Origin of the sequence: Sphingomonas sp. Leaf32, assembly GCF_001421765.1 — a bacterium.
Classification (GTDB): Bacteria; Pseudomonadota; Alphaproteobacteria; order Sphingomonadales; family Sphingomonadaceae; genus Sphingomonas.
Map to the genome: position 1 here is coordinate 1019021 of NZ_LMLA01000001.1, position 20634 is coordinate 1039654.

20 protein-coding genes and 1 tRNA gene are annotated in these 20634 nt (G+C 65.7%); 13 read left to right on the forward strand and 8 right to left on the reverse strand.

Annotation, left to right across the window (positions count from 1 at the left end; translation table 11 throughout):
* Nucleotides 1-4 precede the first annotated feature (4 nt).
* Genes ASE83_RS04825 through ASE83_RS04840 form a run of 4 tightly spaced genes read right to left on the reverse strand, consistent with a single transcriptional unit; the run spans nt 5 to nt 3810 of the window.
* Entirely contained in the window at nt 5-1207 is a 1203-nt protein-coding gene (locus ASE83_RS04825; protein WP_055784269.1) for a dihydroorotase, read from the reverse strand.
* Entirely contained in the window at nt 1204-2193 is a 990-nt protein-coding gene (locus ASE83_RS04830; RefSeq protein ID WP_055784271.1) for an aspartate carbamoyltransferase catalytic subunit, read from the reverse strand. The genes ASE83_RS04825 and ASE83_RS04830 overlap by 4 nt, the downstream gene beginning before the upstream one ends.
* Before the next feature lie 40 nt (nt 2194-2233).
* The gene (ruvX, locus tag ASE83_RS04835; RefSeq protein ID WP_055784273.1) at nt 2234-2704 is read right to left on the reverse strand and encodes a Holliday junction resolvase RuvX; all 471 of its coding nucleotides are present in this window, start codon (nt 2702-2704) and stop codon (nt 2234-2236) included.
* Complete coding sequence (locus ASE83_RS04840) at nt 2701-3810, reverse strand: DUF3089 domain-containing protein (protein ID WP_055784275.1); 1110 nt, start codon at nt 3808-3810, stop codon at nt 2701-2703. Before ASE83_RS04840 ends, ruvX begins: the two co-directional genes overlap by 4 nt.
* A 108-nt stretch (nt 3811-3918) precedes the next feature.
* On the opposite strand from ASE83_RS04840, the gene gatC reads away from it, so the two are divergent.
* Genes gatC through ASE83_RS04860 form a run of 5 tightly spaced genes read left to right on the forward strand, consistent with a single transcriptional unit; the run spans nt 3919 to nt 7969 of the window.
* On the forward strand, nt 3919-4206 hold the full coding sequence (gene gatC, locus ASE83_RS04845) for an Asp-tRNA(Asn)/Glu-tRNA(Gln) amidotransferase subunit GatC (protein WP_055784278.1): 288 nt from the start codon (nt 3919-3921) through the stop codon (nt 4204-4206).
* Entirely contained in the window at nt 4206-5687 is a 1482-nt protein-coding gene (gene gatA, locus ASE83_RS04850) for an Asp-tRNA(Asn)/Glu-tRNA(Gln) amidotransferase subunit GatA (protein ID WP_055784280.1), read from the forward strand. Before gatC ends, gatA begins: the two co-directional genes overlap by 1 nt.
* Nucleotides 5684-5866, forward strand: coding sequence for a hypothetical protein (locus ASE83_RS18375; protein ID WP_156352643.1), 183 nt, complete (start codon nt 5684-5686; stop codon nt 5864-5866). Before gatA ends, ASE83_RS18375 begins: the two co-directional genes overlap by 4 nt.
* A complete protein-coding gene (gene gatB / locus ASE83_RS04855) occupies nt 5859-7343 on the forward strand; it encodes an Asp-tRNA(Asn)/Glu-tRNA(Gln) amidotransferase subunit GatB (protein WP_055784282.1) in 1485 nt (494 codons plus the stop codon). The genes ASE83_RS18375 and gatB overlap by 8 nt, the downstream gene beginning before the upstream one ends.
* Nucleotides 7343-7969: a peptidylprolyl isomerase gene (locus ASE83_RS04860; protein ID WP_156352718.1), complete on the forward strand. Its 627-nt coding sequence runs from the start codon at nt 7343-7345 to the stop codon at nt 7967-7969. The genes gatB and ASE83_RS04860 overlap by 1 nt, the downstream gene beginning before the upstream one ends.
* Before the next feature lie 145 nt (nt 7970-8114).
* On the opposite strand, the gene ASE83_RS04865 is transcribed toward ASE83_RS04860, so the two are convergent.
* Together ASE83_RS04865 and ASE83_RS04870 are read right to left on the reverse strand one after the other, a co-directional pair.
* Complete coding sequence (locus ASE83_RS04865) at nt 8115-8333, reverse strand: hypothetical protein (RefSeq protein WP_055784284.1); 219 nt, start codon at nt 8331-8333, stop codon at nt 8115-8117.
* Nucleotide 8334: 1 nt separating this feature from the next.
* A complete protein-coding gene (locus ASE83_RS04870; RefSeq protein ID WP_055784286.1) occupies nt 8335-8565 on the reverse strand; it encodes a hypothetical protein in 231 nt (76 codons plus the stop codon).
* A 137-nt stretch (nt 8566-8702) separates the two neighbouring features.
* Here ASE83_RS04870 and ASE83_RS04875 point away from each other — a divergent pair.
* The 7 genes from ASE83_RS04875 to ASE83_RS04905 all read left to right on the forward strand — a co-directional run bounded on the left by ASE83_RS04875 (nt 8703) and on the right by ASE83_RS04905 (nt 15975).
* Nucleotides 8703-8787, forward strand: a tRNA-Leu gene (locus tag ASE83_RS04875).
* Nucleotides 8788-8854: 67 nt separating this feature from the next.
* Nucleotides 8855-10456 (forward strand): trigger factor, encoded by a 1602-nt coding sequence (gene tig, locus ASE83_RS04880; protein WP_055784288.1) that lies wholly within the window; start codon nt 8855-8857, stop codon nt 10454-10456.
* 106 nt (nt 10457-10562) lie between these two features.
* Nucleotides 10563-11501, forward strand: coding sequence for a glycosyltransferase family 2 protein (locus ASE83_RS04885; protein WP_055784290.1), 939 nt, complete (start codon nt 10563-10565; stop codon nt 11499-11501).
* Nucleotides 11502-11595: 94 nt separating this feature from the next.
* A complete protein-coding gene (locus tag ASE83_RS04890; RefSeq protein ID WP_055784292.1) occupies nt 11596-12225 on the forward strand; it encodes an ATP-dependent Clp protease proteolytic subunit in 630 nt (209 codons plus the stop codon).
* A gap of 127 nt (nt 12226-12352) precedes the next feature.
* Nucleotides 12353-13618, forward strand: coding sequence for an ATP-dependent Clp protease ATP-binding subunit ClpX (gene clpX / locus ASE83_RS04895; protein WP_055784293.1), 1266 nt, complete (start codon nt 12353-12355; stop codon nt 13616-13618).
* A 224-nt stretch (nt 13619-13842) separates the two neighbouring features.
* On the forward strand, nt 13843-14541 hold the full coding sequence (locus ASE83_RS04900; protein ID WP_055784296.1) for an HAD family hydrolase: 699 nt from the start codon (nt 13843-13845) through the stop codon (nt 14539-14541).
* A 267-nt stretch (nt 14542-14808) separates the two neighbouring features.
* Nucleotides 14809-15975, forward strand: a complete 1167-nt coding sequence (locus ASE83_RS04905; RefSeq protein WP_235512985.1) for a calcium:proton antiporter — start codon at nt 14809-14811, stop codon at nt 15973-15975.
* On the opposite strand, the gene ASE83_RS04910 is transcribed toward ASE83_RS04905, so the two are convergent.
* Nucleotides 15959-16201, reverse strand: coding sequence for a hypothetical protein (locus tag ASE83_RS04910; protein ID WP_055784297.1), 243 nt, complete (start codon nt 16199-16201; stop codon nt 15959-15961). The two genes, ASE83_RS04905 and ASE83_RS04910, sit on opposite strands and share 17 nt — an antisense overlap.
* Nucleotides 16198-17877, reverse strand: coding sequence for a M1 family metallopeptidase (locus tag ASE83_RS04915; RefSeq protein WP_055784299.1), 1680 nt, complete (start codon nt 17875-17877; stop codon nt 16198-16200). Before ASE83_RS04915 ends, ASE83_RS04910 begins: the two co-directional genes overlap by 4 nt.
* A gap of 94 nt (nt 17878-17971) precedes the next feature.
* Here ASE83_RS04915 and lon point away from each other — a divergent pair, with 94 nt between their 5' ends.
* A complete protein-coding gene (gene lon, locus ASE83_RS04920; RefSeq protein ID WP_055784302.1) occupies nt 17972-20455 on the forward strand; it encodes an endopeptidase La in 2484 nt (827 codons plus the stop codon).
* Nucleotides 20456-20634: the final 179 nt, after the last annotated feature.

Here is a 20634-nt window from a genome sequence, read left to right on the forward strand (position 1 = left end):
TCCCTTACAGGAACGCGCCGCCTTTCATTACACGCACCGCGCGGCCTTGTACCGGCAGGCCGTCGAACGGGGTGTTCGCGGCCTTGCCCGCCAGCGCATCGGCGCGGACCTGCCACGGCGCGTCCTGATCGATCACGATCAGGTCCGCCGGCGCACCGACGTCGAGCGTGCCCGATTCGAGGCCGAGCAGCATCGCCGGGTTGCGCGACAGCAGCGCGAACAGCCGGTCGAGGCCGATCAATCCGTCGCGCACCAGCCCCAGCCCCAGCGGCAACAACGTCTCCGCACCGGCCATGCCGGGTTCCGAATCGGCGAAGGGCAGGCGCTTGGCCTCCGGACCGCGCGGGTCGTGGCCCGAACACAGCACGTCGATCGTTCCGTCGGCGATTGCGGCCCGTGCCGCCTGCCGGTCGCTCTCATTGCGCAAGGGCGGCGACAGATGGGCGAAGGTGCGGAAATCGCTCATCGCGATGTCCGACAGATAGAGGTGCGCCGGCGTAATGCCGCAGGTGACGCGCACCCCGCGCCGCTTTGCCGCGCGGATTAGGTCGAACCCGGCGGCGGTCGTCACTTGCCGGAAATGAAGGCGCGCGCCGGTGTCCTCCGCCAGCATCACGTCGCGCGCGATCGCCAGCGCTTCGGCCATTGCCGGGGCGGCGGGCAGGCCGAGGCGGGTTGCCGTCTCGCCCGCCGTTGCGACCGCGTCTCCGGCCAGTCCGCCATCCTCGGCATGGGCGATGACGACCAGGCCGCAGTCGCGGGCATAGGCCAGCACCTTGCGCATAACACCGCTGTCGGCGATCCAGCGCCGGCCGGTCGAGACCGCCGCCGCGCCCGCTTCGGCATTGATCGCCATTTCGGCGAGATCGGTACCGCGCAGCCCCTGCGTCGCGGCGGCGATCGGGTGAATCCAGATGTCGGGCTTGCCCATATGCGCCGCCCGCGCGACGATGCCCGGATCGTCGAGTACCGGGGCCTGATCGGGCATCAGCCCGACACGGACGATCCCGCCGGCGCGGCAGGCGGCGGCATCGATGCCGAACACGCCCAGATCGACGATGGCCGGCGCGATCAGCTTGCCCGAGGCGTCGATCGTCTCGGCCTCCGCCACATCGGCGGCGATGACGTCGCCATCAATCGACAGGTCGCGCGGAACGACGCCGCCGACCGGACAGACCAGCGTGCCGCCGGTGAACCGCTTGCTCATGCCCAGCCCTCCACGCCGCGGCTGCGCCGGGTCAGCACGTCGAGGCAGGCCATGCGAACCGCCACGCCCATTTCCACCTGTTCGGTGATCGTCGAGCGTTCGGGATCGTCCGCTACGTCGCTGGTGATCTCGATCCCTCGATTCATCGGGCCGGGGTGCATGACGATCGCGTGCGGTTCGGCGCGCTTCAGCCGTTCGCGAGTCAGTCCGTAGCGCAGGTGATATTCGCGGGTGGAAGGGATGAAGCCGCCGTTCATCCGTTCGTTCTGCAACCTAAGCATCATCACGACGTCGGCCCCTTCCAATGCGGCATCGAAGTCGGTGAACGGCGTCACGCCCATCGATTCGATCGCGTGCGGCGTCAATGTTGCCGGGGCGACGACGCGAACCTCGGCGGCCAGCGTGGTGAGCGCCAGAATGTTCGACCGCGCCACCCGGCTGTGCAGGATGTCGCCGCAGATCACGACCCGCTTGTGGGCGATCCCTCCCAGCCTACGACGGATGGTCAGGGCGTCGAGCAGCGCCTGCGTCGGGTGTTCGTGCCAACCATCGCCCGCGTTCAGCACGGGGCAGTCGACCTTGTCCGCGATCAGTTGCACCGCGCCCGACGAGCTGTGACGGATGACGATCACGTCGGCGCGCATCGCGTTCAGCGTGACGGCGGTATCGATCAGCGTCTCGCCTTTCTTCACGCTTGACTGGCCGGCGTGCATGTTGACCACGTCCGCGCCCAGCCGCTTGCCGGCGATCTCGAAGGACAGCAGCGTGCGCGTGCTGTTTTCGAAGAACGCGTTGATCTGCGTCACGCCCTTCAGCCGCTGGTCGCCGGGCGCCCGGCTGCGGTTGGCGTCGATCCATTGTTCCGCCTCGTCGAGCAGGAACAGGATTTCGTGGGGCTGCAAGCCCTCGATCCCGGTCAGGTGCCGATGCGGGAAAACGGCGCCGCCATCGATCATGGCGGCGGGGCGGTGGTCTGAAATAGGCATCGAGGCGACCGGTTAGGCCGCAGCGGCCCCATGCGCAAGCTCAGGCGAGCGGGACGTTCACCAACGCGTCGATCGCCCCTTGCAGGATATAGGCGGCGGCGAGCTTGTCGACGCGTTCGGCGCGTTTGGCGCGGCTCAGATCCTCGGCGATCATCTGTCGCTCGACCGCGACCGTCGACCAGCGTTCGTCCCACAGGAAGATGGGCAGGTTCAGGTCATCGAGGTTGCGGGCAAAGGCACGCACCGACTGGGTTCGCGGCGAATCGGTGCCGTCCATGTTGAGCGGCAGGCCGATGACGATGCCACGCACCGATTGCTGGCGGATCAACGTTGCCAATTGCGCCTTGTCGGCGGTGAACTTCGTCCGGTTGACCAGCAGGGCGGGGCTGGCGAAGCTCCACCCGGCATCGCACAGCGCGGTGCCGATCGTCTTCGTCCCGACGTCGAGGCCGATCAGCCGACCGCCTTCGGGCAGCGCGTCGCGAAAGACGGCGCGGTCTTCGGTAATCATCGTTTCTCCCACGTCGCCAGCCTACGCAGCGCATCGGCGCGGACATTCGCCCAGAACAGGCTGTAGTCATAGACGTGCCAGTTGTTGCCCGGCAGCACATAGGGGCCGAGGTCGGGCGGGTTGTCACCGATCGACAGGAAGCCGCGCGGGCCGCAGGCGGCGGGAACCAGCCCGGGCGTCATCGTCGCGTTCTCCAGCGACTTGTCGGGGATCAGCGTGCCGAGATTGGCGGTCGCCGGGGCTTGAGCGCCGGGCGTGCCGGTCAGCGGATTGGTGCAGACCATTGGGGTATTGGCACGGGGACGGCCGTCGAACCCGGTGGATGCATCATATTGTTCGACGATCAGCGAAGGATCGGCGGGTTCGGCGAAGCTCTGCCACGACAACAAACATCCTGCTTGATCGGGGGTGGCGCATTCGGGCAGGCCGAGTGCGGGAATGTCGGTCGCCTTCGATACCGGCCATCCGACGACGTAAGCGGCGACGACCCGCCGGGCGAGCGACGTGCCCGCGACTTTCTCGCGCAGCAACCGGGTCAGGTGCAGCGCCCCCTGGCTATGCCCGGCGAGGATGATCGGGCGCTTCGGGTCGACTTCACGCAAGAACCGATCGAATGCCGATTCGATGTCGTGATAGGCGAGGTCCAGCGCCTGGCCCGCAGCGGCCTCGCTGGTCAGGAATGCGCCGAACGTCGCCTGCCGATAGTGCGGTGCCCATACCCGTCCCGCCGCACTGAACGCGCTGGCCTGTCCGCGCAGGAAGATGCGCGCACGATCATTCGTCTCGGCATCGTCCAGCGCCGCGTTCCAGCGGTCGGTGCCGACGAACGATGTCGGGTGGACAAAGAAGATTTCGGCCCGACCGGCGGGCGTGGGCGCGACGCCCGGCGGCAACCAGTCGACCGGTGTGTTCGTCAGCCCCGGCCGCGCGAACCACATCGCCTTGTCGGCATATAACCGCGACGGGATGGTCGCTTCGGTGCGGAACGCGACGCTCGGCACCATCGCGCGGCGCAACAGGTCGTTGCCGAACAGACGATAGGCGACCGCGCCGAGGATGACGAGGACGATCAGCGTCGCCACGATATACAGGAATTTGCGCGCCAATCGGAACTCCACCGCTGTTGCGGCCACTCGATGCGGGATGGCGCGGGCGCGCGCAACCGCTTTGCGGGTGCTTGTGGGGGGCGGGCGAGGATGCTAGCCGCCCTTTCCATGTCCGTCGAACCTGCAACCGTAAAGCGCGTGGCCGGCCTTGCCCGTATCGCGATCACCGATGCCGAAGCCGAAAAGCTGGCACCTGAACTCGGCAACATCCTTGGCTGGATCGAACAGCTGGGAGAGGTCGATACCCAAGGCGTCGAGCCGATGACGGCCGTCATCCCCAATCATCTGCGCCTGCGCGAGGACGTCGTCACCGATGGCGATGTACGCGACCGGGTGCTCGCCAATGCGCCGCAGGGCGAGCATGGCTTTTTCACCGTTCCGAAAGTGATCGAATAGTGTCGAACCTGACCGATCTTGGCGTCGCCGCGATCCGCGACGGCGTGCGTGCCGGTACGTTTTCGGCGCGCGACGTGGCGGATGCGTTCATCACCGCCGTCGCCGCTGCGAAGCCGCTAAATGCCTTCCTGGTCGAAACGCCCGACCACGCGTTGGCCGCCGCCAAGGTCGCCGACGATGCGCGGGCGGCGGGCGAGACGCTCAAGCCGCTGGCCGGCGTGCCGATCGGCATGAAGGACCTATTCTGCACGCAGGGCGTCGAGACGACGGCGGCGAGCGGCATCCTGAAGGGGTTCGTGCCGCAGTATGAGTCTACGGTGTCCGGCAATTTGTGGAATGCCGGCGCGGGGATGTTGGGCAAGCTGAACCTCGACCAGTTCGCCATGGGTTCGTCCAACGAAACCAGCGCATTCGGCAACGTCATCTCGCCGTGGCGGCGTCCGAACGACACCGCGCCGATGGCGCCGGGCGGGTCGTCGGGCGGATCGTCGGCGGCGATCGCGGCGCGGTTGTGCCCGGCGGCGACCGGCACCGACACCGGCGGTTCGATCCGCCAGCCGGCCGCCTTCGTCGGCATCACCGGCATCAAGCCGACCTATGGCCGCTGCTCGCGCTACGGTGTCGTCGCCTTCGCCTCCTCACTCGACCAGGCGGGGCCGATGGCGCGCGACGTGCGCGACTGCGCGATCATGCTGGAGGCGATGGCTGGGTTCGATCCGAAGGATTCGACCTCGCTCGACCTGCCCGTCCCGGCATGGGAAGCGGGGCTGAACGCCAGCATGGCGGGCAAGCGCGTCGGAATCCCCAAGGAATATCGCGTCGACGGGATGCCGGCCGAGATCGAGGCGCTGTGGCAGCAGGGGATCGAGTGGCTGAAGGATGCCGGCGCGGAGATCGTCGAGGTCTCGCTGCCGCACACCAAATATGCGCTGCCGGCCTATTACATCATCGCACCCGCCGAAGCGTCGTCGAACCTCGCCCGCTATGACGGCGTGCGCTTTGGCCAGCGCGTGCTGCCCGATGGCGCGGGCCTGCAGGACATGTACGCCGCGACCCGCGCCGCCGGTTTCGGCGACGAAGTGAAGCGCCGGATCATGATCGGCACCTATGTGCTCTCGGCCGGCTTCTACGACGCCTATTACACGCAGGCACAGAAGGTGCGGACGCTGATCGCGCGCGATTTCGAACGGGCGTGGGAACAGTGCGACGTGCTACTGACCCCGACCGCGCCATCGGCGGCGTTCGCGCTGGGCGAGAAGAGCGCCGATCCGATCGCAATGTACCTGAACGACGTGTTCACCGTGCCGTCGTCGCTGGCCGGCCTGCCGGCAATGAGCGTGCCGGGCGGCGTCGACAAGGACGGGCTGCCGCTGGGGCTTCAGATCATCGGCAAGCCGCTGGACGAGCAGGGCGTGCTGAATGCCGGTCTGGCGATCGAGCAGCGCGCGGGGTTCGTCGCTCGCGCGGATAAGTGGTGGTGAGCCTGTTCGACTGGTTGGAGGTACTGGGCGACGTGCCCGGCATCTTCGACTGGTTGAGCAAGCGAAAGGATGATCGTCCTGCCCGCCGACGAGCGATCGATCGGCAGGCGAAAACGGAACGGCGCGAACGGCATCGACTGTTCCGACGCCCAGAACGTGGATTGAATGAGAATGACTGAGTCCACCTACCGCATCCGTGGCGCGACCGGTGACTGGGAGGTCGTGATCGGCCTCGAAGTCCATGCGCAGGTCACGTCGAACGCCAAGCTATTCTCGGGCGCGGCGACCGCCTTTGGTGCCGAGCCGAATACGCAAGTATCGCTGGTCGATGCCGCGATGCCGGGCACGTTACCGACGCCGAACCGCGAGTGCATTCGGCAGGCGGTGCGCACCGGCATGGCGATCGACGCGGTCATCAACAAATGGTCGCGCTTCGACCGTAAGAATTATTTCTATGCCGATCTGCCGCAGGGCTATCAGATCAGCCAGCTCTATCACCCGCTGGTCGGCGAGGGTTCGGTTACGGTCGTTCTCGATGAGAAGGACCCGAACAGCCGCCCCAAGACGATCGGGGTCGAGCGCATCCATGTCGAACAGGATGCCGGTAAGCTGATGCACGACCAGCATCCGACGCGCTCCTACGTCGATCTCAACCGATCGGGCGTGGCGCTGATGGAAATCGTCAGCCGACCGGACATGACTTCGCCTGCCGAAGCAGGGGCTTACCTGTCGAAGCTGCGGTCGATTCTTCGCTATGTCGGGTCGTGCGACGGTAACATGGACCAGGGGTCGATGCGCGCCGACGTCAACGTCTCGGTCCGCCGCCCGGGCGAGGAGCTGGGGACCCGGACCGAGACGAAGAACGTCAATTCGGTCCGCTTCGTGATGGCGGCGATCGAATATGAGGCGAACCGGCAGGTCGCGGTGCTGGAAGATGGCGGGCGCATCGTGCAGGAAACCCGCCTGTTCGATCCGGACAAGGGCGTGACCCGGTCGATGCGGTCGAAGGAAGACGCGCACGACTATCGGTACTTTCCCGACCCGGATCTTCTCCCGCTCGAACTGGACGACGCGTTCCTCGACGAATGCCGCGCGTCCCTGCCGGAACTGCCCGATGCCAAGCGTCGGCGGTATGAAGGCGAACTGGGCCTGTCGGCGTACAATGCCGCAGTGCTGACCGCCGAGGTCGAGACGGCCCGCTGGTTCGAGGCGCTGCTGGCCGAATGCGGTTCAGACGTGCCGGCAAAGTCGGCCGCCAACTGGTTGATTTCCGACCTCTATGGTGCGCTCAACCGATTGGGCAAGGGTATCGTCGATAGCCCGGTATCGCCAGCGCAGGGCGCGGAACTGCTCAAGCTCGTCGCCGATGGCACGCTGTCGGGCACGTTGTCGAAGCAGGTGTTCGAGATCATGCTCGAAACCGGGCAGGGCGCGAACGCCATCGTCGAGGAGCGCGGCCTCAAGCAGACCAGCGACACCGGTGCGATCGAGGCGGTGATCGCCGAGGTCATGGAGAAGAATGCCGACAAGGTCGCCGACTATCGCGGCGGCAAGGACAAGCTGTTCGGGTTCTTCGTCGGACAGACGATGAAGGCGATGGGCGGCAAGGCCAATCCGGGCGTGGTCAACGACCTGCTGAAGAAGGCGCTGGGATGATGAAGGCGACGCGACGCGCGCTCTTGGTGGCGCTGGCACTGGCCGGACCGGCATGGGCGCAGGCCCCGGCACCGCAACCGGCCGCTGAACCGCCGCTGCCGCGCGTCGCGATCGTCACCAATGCCGGCACCCTGACCGTCGAGGTCGAGGTGAAGCGCGCGCCGATCACCGCCGCGAATTTCCTGCGCTATGTCGACCAGAAGCGGCTCGATGGCACGAGTTTCTACCGTATCGTGAAGGTCGGGCCGGAGTTCGGCTTCGTCCAGTTCGGACCGCAGGGCGATCCGAAGCGGAACTTAGCGCCGATCAAGCATGAACCGACCACCCAGACGGGGTTATCGCATACTGACGGCACGCTGTCGGTCGCGCGGTTGGGGCTGGGTACCGCCCGCGGCGAGTTCACGATTTCGGTCGGGGATCAGCGTCGGGCGCTGGATGCCGCGCCGGGCGTGCCGGCGGACGGGCAGGGCTATGCCGCCTTTGCCCGGATCGTCGATGGTCGCGACGTGCTGGTGAAGATTCTCGATACGCCGGTCGATCCGGCCAAGGCGAGCAACGGCGCATTCAAGGGCGAAATGCCCGCCGCGCCGGTGAAGATCATCACCGCGCGGCGGGTACGGGGATAACAGGGCCAGAGCGCTGACGCTTCAATCCCGCCATACACGTCACCTCAGCAAAGGCTGGGGTCTCCTGCGGCTCCTGGGGGGCCTGCAACCGGAAGATTCCAGCATGCACTGGAATGACGTTCGTGGATAGGCTTGCAGTACGAGCTTACTGTCCGTCAGCCTCCTGATTGCGGACGACTCCGCCGGAACCGCCGGCGGTGTCCGGTGAAACGGTCGGTTCGGTCGGCGGCGTCGCGCCGTTACCGGTGCCGCCGCGCTCTACATCGCCGTTGACCGCGTCGACGGCCTTTTCGATGTCGCTGCGGCGTTCGGTGTCGTCCTGCGGTGCGCTGTCGGGATGCGCGCTGCGATCGCGGTCGCTCATGTCAGTTTCCTTCCATCACCGGCTGGCCGGGTACGGGCGTCACGCCCGGATCACTGCCTGGCATCGGGCTGGGAATGTCGATGTCCGGTCCGGGTACGTCGATTTCCGGCGGGGGCGCGGTCGGCTGGCCCGGTTCGGTCTGCGGCACGGGATGTTCCGGGGGCGGGGTGGTCGGGGCGACGCCCGGATCGGGGGCGGGCGTCTCGGCGGGGATTGGCGGTTCGACGGGCATGATTCAGTCTCTCCTTCCGCTCCCCAACGTCCGCCGCGCGGACGGGTTGCGGCGGCGATGCAACTCTGCGAAGCGTGGCGACTTGCCCCGGCGCACATGACTGCTATAGACGCGCCCGTGCCGGCGGCGTCCGCTCGGCGGGCGTGGCGGAACTGGTAGACGCGCTGGATTTAGGTTCCAGTATCGAAAGATGTGGGGGTTCGACTCCCTTCGCCCGCACCAGTGACGCCGCCAGCGCCTGTCGAAGCTGGAGCCGCTCCATTCGATTCTTTTGACGAAAGCCGTGAGAATGCAGACTGTCGAGACGTTGAACGAGGGCCTGAAGCGCGCCTACACGCTGACCATCACCGCTGCCGAGGTCGACGCGAAGGTCGATGCGGAAGTGAAGCGGGTTGCGCCGACGATCAAGATGCCCGGCTTCCGCCCCGGCAAGGTGCCCGCGAACCTGATCCGCAAGATGCACGGCGAAGCGCTGTCGCAGGACGCGCTGAACAGCTCGATCCAGGACGGCATCCAGACGCTGATCGCCGAGCAGAAGCTGCGCCCGGCCACCGCGCCGCAGGTGTCGCTGGAAGGTGATTATGCGCCGGGCAAGGATGCGGCCGTCACCGTGTCGCTCGAAGTGCTGCCGGACGTGCCCGCCCCGGCGATCGACGATCTGAAGCTGGAGCGGCTGACGGTCCCCGCCGACGAAGCGGTCGTCGACCAGCAGCTCGATCAGCTCGCCAGCAACAACAAGCGCCACGACGACGCCGAGGAAGGCCATGAAGCGGCCACCGGCGATCTGGTCGTGATGGATTTCGTCGGCAAGGTCGATGACGTCGCGTTCGACGGCGGCACCGGCGAGGGCATGGCGATCGAGATCGGCTCGGGCCGTCTGATCCCCGGCTTCGAAGACCAGCTGGTCGGCGTGAAGAAGGGCGACGAGAAGACGATCAACGTCACCTTCCCCGATGATTATCAGGCCGAGAACCTGAAGGGCAAGGCCGCGACCTTCGACCTGAAGATCACCGAGGTGAAGGTTCCGGCCGAAGGCGGTCCGGACGACGAGTTCGCCAAGTCGCTGGGGCTCGAGAGCCTCGAGCAGCTGCGCGGTCTCATCAAGGGGCAGATCGAGCAGGAGCTGAACGGCCTGACCCGCACCCATATGAAGCGCAAGCTGCTGGACCAGCTGGCCGCCGGTCACGATTTCGACGTGCCGCCGTCGATGGTGGAGGCCGAGTTCGACCAGATCTGGGCGCAGCTGCAGCACGAAGCGGGCCACGAAGCCGATCCGGAAGCGGCGCGTGCCGAGCTGGAAGCCGAGCGTGACGACTATCGCCAGATCGCGGTGCGCCGCGTTCGCCTCGGCCTGCTTCTGTCGGAAATCGGCCAGAAGAACGGCATCGAGGTCAGCCAGCAGGAAATGCAGCGCCTCATCATGCAGGCCGCGCAGCAGTACGGCCCGGAAGATCGCCAGCGCTTCATCCAGTATGTGCAGCAGGAGCCGATGGCGGCCGCGCAGCTACGTGCCCCGCTGTATGAGGACAAGGTCGTCGACTTCCTGTTCGGCAAGGCCGAGATCACCGACCGCGAAGTGACGCGCGAGGAACTGGAAGCCGCGATCGAGAGCGAGGAAGGCGCCGTGCCGCACGTTCATGGTCCGGATTGCAACCACGATCACGACCATGGCCATGACGCGAAGCCGGTGACCGCGAAGGACGTCGAGCCTGCCGCCGCCGACGCCCCGGCCGAAGCCGAAGCGCCGAAGAAGAAGGCCGCCACCCGCAAGGCACCCGCCAAGAAGGCGGAGGCCGCTCCGGCGGAAGCCGCCGAGGGTGAGGCTGCTCCGGCGCCTGCGAAGAAGCCGCGCGCCAAGAAGAAGGTCGAGACCGAAGCCAGCGAGGGCTGATCGTTCGATCCCGATGGCACAGGGCCGTCCGCTTCCTTGGCGAAGCGGGCGGCCTTTGCATGTCCGGCGCTTGCTTTCGGTCGCATCCGGTGTTGTACGCGGAGCCATGTCCACGACCGTCGCTGTCCTGCTGCCCTGCTACAATGAAGAAGCCGCGATCGGCGCGACCATCGCGGGGTTTCGCGCGGCGCTGCCCGATGCGACGATCTATGTGTACGACAACAATTCTTCGGATCGCACGATCGAGGTCGCGCGGGCAGCCGGCGCCGTGGTGCGCAGCGAGCGCATCCAGGGCAAGGGCGCGGTCGTCCGGCGTATGTTCGCCGATGTCGATGCCGACATCTATATCATGGCCGATGGCGACGCGACCTATGACGCCGCCGCCGCGCCCGAACTGGTCGCGCGGTTGATCGACGAACAGCTCGACATGGTGGTCGGGCAGCGGGTGAGCGACGCGGCACTTGCCTATCGGCGGGGACATCGTTTCGGCAATGCCATGTTGACGGGCATGTTGGCGCGGCTGTTCGGACGCAGCTTTTCCGACATCCTGTCGGGTTACCGGGTGTTTTCCCGGCGGTTCGTGAAGAGCTTTCCCTCCTTGTCGGCCGGGTTCGAGATCGAGACCGAGATCAGCGTCCACGCCCTCGAACTGCGGATGCCGGTGGCGGAGGTCACGACTCGCTACTTCGCACGGCCGGAAGGATCGACGTCGAAGCTGTCGACCTATGGCGACGGTTTCCGCATCGCGCGGACCATCGCGACCCTGTACCGGATCGAGCGACCGCTGTGGTTCTTCGGCGCGATCGGCCTGCTGCTTGCGCTCATCGCGCTCATTCTCGCGGTGCCGCTGGCCATCACCTACCTGCATACCGGGCTGGTGCCGCGGTTTCCGACCGCAATCCTGGCGACGGGGCTGGTCATCCTTGCGTCGCTCTGCCTGTTTTCCGGCCTGATCCTCGACACCGTCGTCCGTGGGCGACGCGAGGTGCGGCGGCTGGCCTATCTCGCCTATCCGGCGCCGGGCCGCGCGTCGACCGGGCGATAACCATCATTCCGGGGGCGTAGCGATGCGCTGGCCCCTTGCGCGGTTTGTCGCGAGCGCCGATGTAAGGCGGCGAAACCTACTCAGCGGGAACCCAATGCTAGATATTCACGACGGCCTCGTCCCCATCGTCATCGAACAGTCGAGCCGCGGCGAGCGCAGCTTCGACATCTATTCGCGCCTGCTGCGCGAACGCATCGTGTTCGTGACCGGCGGCGTCGAGGACCATATGGCCTCGCTCATCACCGCGCAGCTGCTGTTCCTCGAATCGGAAAATCCGAAGAAGGACATCTGGATGTACATCAACTCGCCGGGCGGGGTGGTGACGGCCGGCATGGCGATCCACGATACCATGCAGTATATCCGTCCGCGCGTCGGCACGGTGTGCATCGGGCAGGCGGCGTCGATGGGCAGCTTCCTGCTGGCGTCGGGCGAGCCGGGGATGCGCGTGGCGCTGACCAACGCCCGCATCATGATCCACCAGCCCTCGGGCGGCGCACAGGGCATGGCATCGGACATCGAAATCCAGGCCAAGGAAATCCTGCGCATCCGTCGCCGGATGAACGACCTGTACGCGAAATATACCGGCAAGCCGCTGGACGTGATCGAGCGCGCGATGGACCGCGACACCTTCCTCGAGGCGGACGAAGCCAAGGCGTTCGGCCTGGTCGACCAGGTGTTCGACAAGCGTCCGGGCGCGCCGGAAGAGGCGACGTCGGCCGCATAAGCGGTTGCCCGCCCGACACCCATCCGGCGGTTCGGGCGGGTAAACTATTAATGGATTGCCGGATACAAGCCTGTGTGTATCCTGACAGGCGGAAAGACGCGCCACGATGGCGCGGGAGATGATTTGAATGACGAAGCTCAGCGGCGGCGACTCCAAGAGCACCCTGTACTGCTCGTTCTGCGGCAAGTCGCAGCATGAGGTGCGCAAGCTGATCGCGGGTCCGACCGTGTTCATCTGCGACGAATGCGTCGAACTGTGCAACGACATCATCCGTGAGGAAACGAAGTCGGCACTGGTCGCCAAGAAGGACGGCGGGGTCCCGACGCCGCAGGAAATCTGCAATGTCCTCGACGATTATGTCATCGGGCAGAAGCAGGCCAAGCGCGTATTGTCGGTCGCGGTGCACAACCATTACAAGCGGTTGAACCACGGGCAGAAGGGTGCCGACGTCGAACTGGCGAAGTCGAACATCCTGCTGGTCGGCCCGACCGGTTGCGGCAAGACGCTGCTGGCGCAGACGCTGGCGCGTATCCTCGACGTGCCGTTCACCATGGCCGATGCGACGACGCTGACCGAAGCCGGCTATGTCGGCGAGGATGTCGAGAACATCATCCTCAAGCTGCTCCAGGCATCGGACTACAATGTCGAGCGCGCGCAGCGCGGGATCGTCTATATCGACGAAATCGACAAGATCAGCCGCAAGGCCGAGAATCCGTCGATTACGCGCGACGTGTCGGGGGAAGGCGTGCAGCAGGCGCTGCTGAAGCTGATGGAAGGCACGACTGCGTCGGTGCCGCCGCAGGGCGGGCGCAAGCATCCGCAGCAGGAGTTCCTGCAGGTCGACACGACGAACATCCTGTTCATCTGCGGCGGGGCGTTCGCGGGTCTGGAGAAGATCATCGCCGACCGATTGCAGGGCAAGTCGATCGGCTTCGGCGCCTATGTCGCCGCGCCGGAGGAACGCCGCACCGGCGAGGTGCTGCGCCAGACCGAGCCGGAAGATCTGCTGAAGTTCGGGCTGATTCCGGAATTCGTCGGTCGTCTGCCGGTGATCGCGACGCTCGAGGACCTCGATGTCCCGGCGCTCATCAAGATCCTGACGGAGCCGAAGAACGCACTGGTCAAGCAGTATCAGAAGCTGTTCGACATGGAGGGCGTGAAGCTGGGCTTCAACGACGAGGCGTTGGTGTCGGTGTCGAAGCGGGCGATCGAACGCAAGACCGGCGCGCGGGGACTCCGTTCGATCCTCGAAGGCATCCTGCTCGACACGATGTTCGATCTGCCGTCGATGGACGGCGTGGACGAGGTCGTCGTCGACAAGGACGTGATCGAGGGCCGCAAGGAACCGGTCCGCGTCTATGCCGAAAAGAAGAAGGCGGGTGACGCGGCGTAAGCTGCGGTTTCACTGATGGACAATGAACGGGCGTCGGGTAACCGGCGCCCGTTCTGCGTTCCGGTTCTCGCCGAGGGTCGTCATTCCGGCGAAGGCCGGAATCCATTGTGTCGGATGGGCTCGAAAGAAACGCGACGTCACCCATCCATGGATTCCGGCTTTCTCCGGAATGACGAAGGGGGCGGTGGCTTTCGTTGCCAGTTGCCGCACGCTATCCAGCGGCCATGCCGATCGATCTTATCTGCCTCGATGCCGACGACACGCTCTGGCACAACATGCGCCATTTCGAGGAAGCACATGACGCGTTCATCGCGATGTTGCAGCCCTTTGCCGCCGCCGACGTCGCGCGGGAAACACTGGATGCCTGCGAGGCGCGCAATCTGAAGCTCTACGGCTATGGTGCCAAGGGGTTCACCCTCTCGATGATCGAGACCGCGCTCGAACTCGCCGGGGAACGGTTACCGAAGGGAGTGATCGCCGACCTGCTGGCCGCCGGTCGGCGCCTGCTGGCACATCCGGTCGAACTGCTTCACGGCATAGAGGAAACGCTCGATGCGCTGGCCGAGCGCGGGCGGCTCGTGCTGGTGACCAAGGGCGACCTGCTGCATCAGGAGGCGAAGCTCGCCGCGTCGGGGCTGGGCGATCGGTTCGCGGGGATCGAGATCGTCAGCGACAAGACGACCGAGACCTTCGCACGGTTGTTCGAGCGCTACGGCGTCGCGCCCGACCGTGCGGTGATGGCAGGTGATTCGATGCGGTCGGACGTCCTGCCCGCGTTGGCCGCCGGGGCATGGGCTGCGTATGTCCCGCAGGCGCTGGCCTGGGCGCATGAGGCGGGCGACGCGCCGGTCGGCCATCCCCGGTTTCGCCAATTGCCCGATCTCTCCGCGTTGCCAGACTGGATCGATACGATCGGGCGTTAATCAGGGTCATCTCTCTGTCGAGGGGGTCGTCGCGGCGGCGTGATGTCGAAACCGGGCAGCGTTGTCCGTCAGGCACGATGCTTCGGAATCGTTTCCTCTTCACCGTTTGCCCCGACCCGACAGCGGCGCTGGCCGCTGATCTCATGGCCGATCGACATTCAGCTACTTCCGGTGTCGTTGCTCATCGGAAACCTCGCAAATCCGCCATCACGACGGAAACATCGCCGGCCCCAAGCATTGGCTTTGCGTAACGATCAGGGAGCGAAGATGTCGGCGGCGCAGGACCATGAAGCGATGATGGCGGCGGAACAGGGTGAAACCGTCGTGACTCCGGCAACGAAACGGGCATTGCTCGACCGTACGGCGCTGCCATGGTGGTCGTTGATCGTACCGCTGCTGGGTGTCGTGGCGATCCTGCTCAATCTGGCGAAGGCGAGCGGCGTGGGCGCCGGGTTGGCGGCGGCGGTGATGATCGGCTGCGTAATCGCCGCGGTCCACCATGCCGAGGTGGTTGCGCACAAGGTCGGCGAACCGTTCGGGACGCTGGTGCTGGCGGTCGCGGTGACGGTGATCGAAGTCTCGCTGATCGTGTCGCTGATGCTGTCCGGATCGGGCGACGTCGCGACACTGGCGCGCGATACGGTGTTCGCGGCGATCATGATTATCCTGAACTTCATCGTCGGCATCTGTCTGCTGGTCGGCGGCATCCGCCATCACGAACAGCGGTTCGTGTTGCGTGGGGTCAGCGCCGCGCTGTCGGTACTGGCCGCGATGGCGGTGCTGTCGCTGGTCCTGCCGAACTATACCTCGACGGTCGCCGGGCCGACATTGTCGTCGTCGCAGCTGACCTTCGTCGCCATAATCTCGGTCATTCTCTATGCGACGTTCGTGATGGTCCAGACGGTGCGGCACCGCGACTATTTTCTGCCGGCCGTCGACGGCTCGCTGCCGAAGGATGCCCATGCCGAGCCGCCAAGTGCCGGAACCGCCTGGATCGCGTTCGGTGTGCTGCTGGTTGCGCTGGTGGGTGTCGTGCTGCTGGCGAAGGACTTGTCGCCGTCGATCGAGGCTGCGGTGCGCGGGGCGGGGCTGCCGCTCGCGGTGGTCGGTATTCTTATCGCCGGTCTGGTGCTGGCACCCGAGAGCCTGGCGGCGGTCAAGGCGGCGCGGAAGGATCGGCTCCAGACCAGCCTGAACCTCGCGATGGGATCGGCGCTGGCGACGATCGGGCTGACGATCCCGAGCGTGGCGATCGTTTCGCTGGTGATGGAATGGCCGCTCTCGCTGGGGATCGATGCCAAGTCGATGGTGCTGTTCGCATTGTCGATGCTGGTGTCGACGCTGACGCTGGGCAATGGACGGACGACGGTGTTGTCAGGCATCGTACACCTGACGATCTTCGCCGCCTATCTGTTCATCACGGTCGTTCCGTAATTGAACGCTGCCGGGCGGCCAGCGCCAGCCCGGCGGCGATCTGTGCGACGGCATAGGCACGGCGCAGCGTCGGACGATCGACGAAGGGGCGGACCAGCCACTCCGCCCCTCCCGCGCGGTCCTGCCACAACGCGACGTGGCGACCGGGCTGAAGCAGGCCCAGTAGCCCGTCGCCGATCATGAAGGTTGCCGCCATTTCGGCGGCGCGCCGGGAAAGTAGGGTCATGGCGTCGTAACGCGCGGCGCCTGCATCCGTTCGATCGCGGGCGAACGGCGTAGCAGCCACGCCATCGGATCGATCACGACATGCGTGTCGCGAGTGACGAAGAGGCTGCCAGTGCCACCCGTCATCGGCAGCGTCTGGCGCACGCCATCGATTTCGACCTCGACCGGTAACGGAAAGGGGCCGTCGCCCGGAACCTGCCAGCGAAGCGTCAGCATGGTATCGCTGCGCTGTTCGATGAGGTCGGGCAACGCCGCCTGTCGCAGATAGACGTCGAAGAACCAGCCGAAATCCTTGCCCGTCTCCTGCGTCACCGCCGTCTCGAAATCGCGGGTCGTGGCGAAGCGTGGCGTGAAGTTGCCCGGCTTCGGGTCGGGCCGGCCGTAGATCAGTCGCCGGGTCGCGGCGAAGAACGCACGGTCGCCGATCAGGTGGCGCAGGCTGTGCAGCATCCATGCGCCCTTGAAGTATACATCGGTGCCTGGGCCGGTGTCGCCATTCACTTCGCGCGTCGTCAACGACTTGTCCGACACGACCGGCACGCGGTTCGCCACCCGCTGCCGCTGGATCAGCAGCATCGAGAGGTAGCGCGCGTCGCCCTCCCGCCATTTGCCGTAGAGCGGCTGCATGTACGACGCGAACGCTTCGTGCAGCCAGAAATCGTCCCAGTCGGCGGCGGTCACCTGGTTGCCGAACCATTCGTGGCTGAATTCGTGCTGGAACAGCCAGTCGAACCCTTCGGGCGCGGCCTTGTAGCCATTGCCATAGGCGTTGATCGTCTGATGCTCCATGCCGAGGTACGGCGTTTCGACCACGCCGACCTTTTCCTTGCCGAAGGGGTAGGGGCCGATGGTTGATTCGAAAAAATCGAGCGTGGGCGCAAATTCGGCGAAGAACTGCTGCGCCTGTGCCTCTTTCCCCTCCAGATGCCAGAAGCGCAGCGGAATGACGTTGCCGAAGCGGCTGCGATATTCGCCCTTGATCTCGCGATACGGCCCGACGCTGATGGCCAGCGCATAGGGGTTGGTAGACCCGGCCCGCCAATGCCAGGTCGTGCGGCCGTCGGGCAGGGTGTCGATGCCGCGCAGCACGCCGTTGGCGGGTGCGGACAGTCCGGCCGGTACGGTCAGGTGCAGGTCGACCGATGCCGGTTCGCCTGCGGGAAAGTCGAGGCACGGCCACCACAGGTCGCAGCCGCTATCCTGCGCAGTGGTGCCGAACCACGGCTTGCCCTGCCATTCGCTCCACACGAAGCCGTCGTCCCACGGCGCGCGCTTGGCGACATGCGGGCTGCCCGCATAGATTATCTCCACCGCTGCGCGCTGCCCGGCGGCGAGTGGAATGTCGAGGACGACCTGCCCGTCCGCCTGCCGCCAGGCGGCGCGATCGAGCGGCTTTGCATCGACCCGGATCGACCGCACCATCAGCGCATCGTCCAGATCGATCGGAATGCGCGGTGTCGCTGTACGGGCGGTCAAGGTGAGTGTCGCGCGCGCCGACAGCATCCGCCGCGCCGGCAGCACCTCGATCGCGAGATCGGCATGGACGAGCCGCAATGCCGCGCGATCGGCGGCGATCGGCCCGCCCGACCGCAGGGTCATCGGATGCACCGGAGAGGGCGGTACGGCGGGCGACGCCTGCATCGCGACGGCCATGGCCAGCACCAGGGATACCATCATGGGTCAGCGTGCCGTCGAACGGAGATTGATGGCGCGGCAATTGCCACCATATAAGGTCGTGGGTCCGGCAGTTCGGCCGGGTCGTGGAGTGTCCATGTCCGAGATTACCAATTCCGTTTCGTCCGAGCCGCTGAAGCTGCCGGTATTGCCGTTGCGCGATATTGTCGTGTTTCCGCACATGATCGTGCCCCTGTTCGTCGGGCGCGACAAGTCGGTCGCGGCACTGGAAGCCGCGATGGCCGGATCGAAGGAAATCTTCCTCGTGGCGCAGCTCGATCCGGGTGAGGACGATCCGGCGCGCGACGACCTGTACGATGTCGGCGTGTCGGCCGAGGTCATGCAGATGCTGAAGCTGCCGGACGGCACCGTTCGGGTACTGGTGTCAGGCAAGGCGCGCGCGACGCTGACCGACCTGGAAACGGTCGATAATTATCTGGTCGCGACGGTGGCTCCGTCGGAAGCCGATGATACGACGTTGGAAGACGCCGACGAAGGCATGGAAGAGCGCGTCGCTGCGGCCGTCGCCCAGCCGAGCGCCGAGCTGAAGGCGCTGATGCGCTCGGTCGTCGATCAGTTCGAGAATTACGCCAAGCTCAACAAGAAGCTGCCGGCCGAAACTGCCGTGCAACTGTCCGAACTGGACGATCCCTCGCGCCTCGCCGATGCGGTCGCGGGCAATATCGCGGTGAAGGTCGCCGACAAGCAGGCGCTGCTGGTCGAGGCCGATCCGCACAAGCGGCTGGAAATGGTGTTCGCCTTCATGGAGGGCGAGCTGGGCGTGTTGCAGGTCGAGAAGAAGATCCGCAGCCGCGTGAAGCGTCAGATGGAAAAGACGCAGCGCGAATATTATCTGAACGAGCAGCTGAAGGCTATCCAGCGCGAACTCGGCAACGAGGGCGAGGATGGCGATGGCGACGAGGTCGCCGAGCTGACGCAGAAGATCGCGACGCTGAAGCTGAGCAAGGAAGCGCGGACCAAGGCGACGTCGGAGCTGAAGAAGCTCAAGACCATGGCGCCGATGAGCGCCGAGGCGACCGTCGTGCGCAATTATCTCGACGTGTTGCTGGGCCTGCCATGGGGCAAGAAGTCGAAGCTCAAGAAGGACATCGCCGTCGCGCAGGGCGTGCTCGATGAAGACCATTACGCGCTGGAGAAGGTCAAGGACCGGATCGTCGAGTATCTGGCGGTGCAGGCGCGGACCAACAAGCTGAAGGGGCCGATCCTGTGCCTTGTCGGCCCGCCGGGCGTCGGCAAGACCAGCCTCGGCAAGTCGATCGCGAAGGCGACGGGGCGCGAGTTCATCCGTCAGTCGCTGGGCGGCGTGCGCGACGAGGCCGAGATCCGCGGCCATCGCCGGACCTATATTGGATCGCTGCCGGGCAAGATCGTCACCAACCTGAAAAAGGCTGGTGCATCGAACCCGCTGTTCCTGCTCGATGAAATCGATAAGCTGGGGCAGGATTTTCGCGGAGATCCGGCGTCGGCGCTGCTGGAAGTGCTCGACCCCGAACAGAATGCCAAGTTCAACGATCACTATCTGGAGATCGACATCGATCTGTCGGACGTCATGTTCGTCTGCACCGCGAACACGCTGAACCTGCCGCAGCCTCTGCTCGACCGGATGGAGATCATCCGGCTGGAGGGTTACACCGAGGACGAGAAGGTCGAAATCGCCGAACGGCATCTGGTCGCCAAGCAGGTCGACGCGCATGGGCTGAAGCCCGGCGAGTTCGAACTGACCCAGGCGGGCCTGCGCGACCTGATCCGCTTCTACACCCGCGAAGCCGGTGTCCGGACGCTCGAACGTGAGATCGCGAAGCTTGCTCGCAAGGCGCTGCGCCGCATATTGGAGGGCAAGGCGACGTCGGTCACCGTGACGCCGGACAACCTGTCCGAGTTCGCCGGGGTGCGGAAATATCGCTTCGGCGTGGGCGAGGAGGAGCATCAGATCGGTGCGGTGACGGGCCTCGCCTGGACCGAGGTCGGAGGCGAATTGCTGACGATCGAGAGCGTGACGGTGCCGGGCAAGGGATCGGTAAAGACGACCGGCAAGCTCGGCGACGTGATGAAGGAGTCGGTCGAGGCGGCGTGGAGCTATGTCCGGGCGCGCTCGCCCGGCTATGGCATCAAGCCCAGCCTGTTCCACCGCAAGGACGTCCATATCCACCTGCCCGAAGGCGCGGTGCCGAAGGATGGGCCGTCGGCCGGCATCGGGCTGGTGACGTCGATCGTCTCCACACTGACCGGGGTGCCGGTACGGCGCGAGGTGGCGATGACCGGTGAGGTGACGCTGCGCGGGCGAGTGCTGCCGATCGGCGGCCTGAAGGAAAAGCTGCTCGCGGCGCTGCGCGGCGGGATCAAGACGGTGCTGATCCCGGTCGAGAACGAAAAGGATCTGGCGGAAATTCCGGCGAATATCCTGTCGGGACTGGAGATCATTCCGGTCGCGCACGTCGACGAAGTGCTGCGCTTGGCGCTGACCGAGCCGCTGACCGCGATCGATTGGACCGAGGCCGACGATCTGGCGGCGCAACCGCCGGTGCCGGTACCGGGAATCGGCGAGTCGCGACCGCATTGATCCGGGGGCGGGGCGGCCGATCGCCGTCCCGTCTTTCGTCAGGGCGACTGACGCAGACGGTGGAGTGCAAACCATTGGATTGCACAGCCGCGACCAATTTGCTTTGACAGCGCGCGTTCGCGCGGCCTTAGTGCCGCGCTTGAGTTTTCCATATTGTCATACGGATGAAGGGGGTTCCA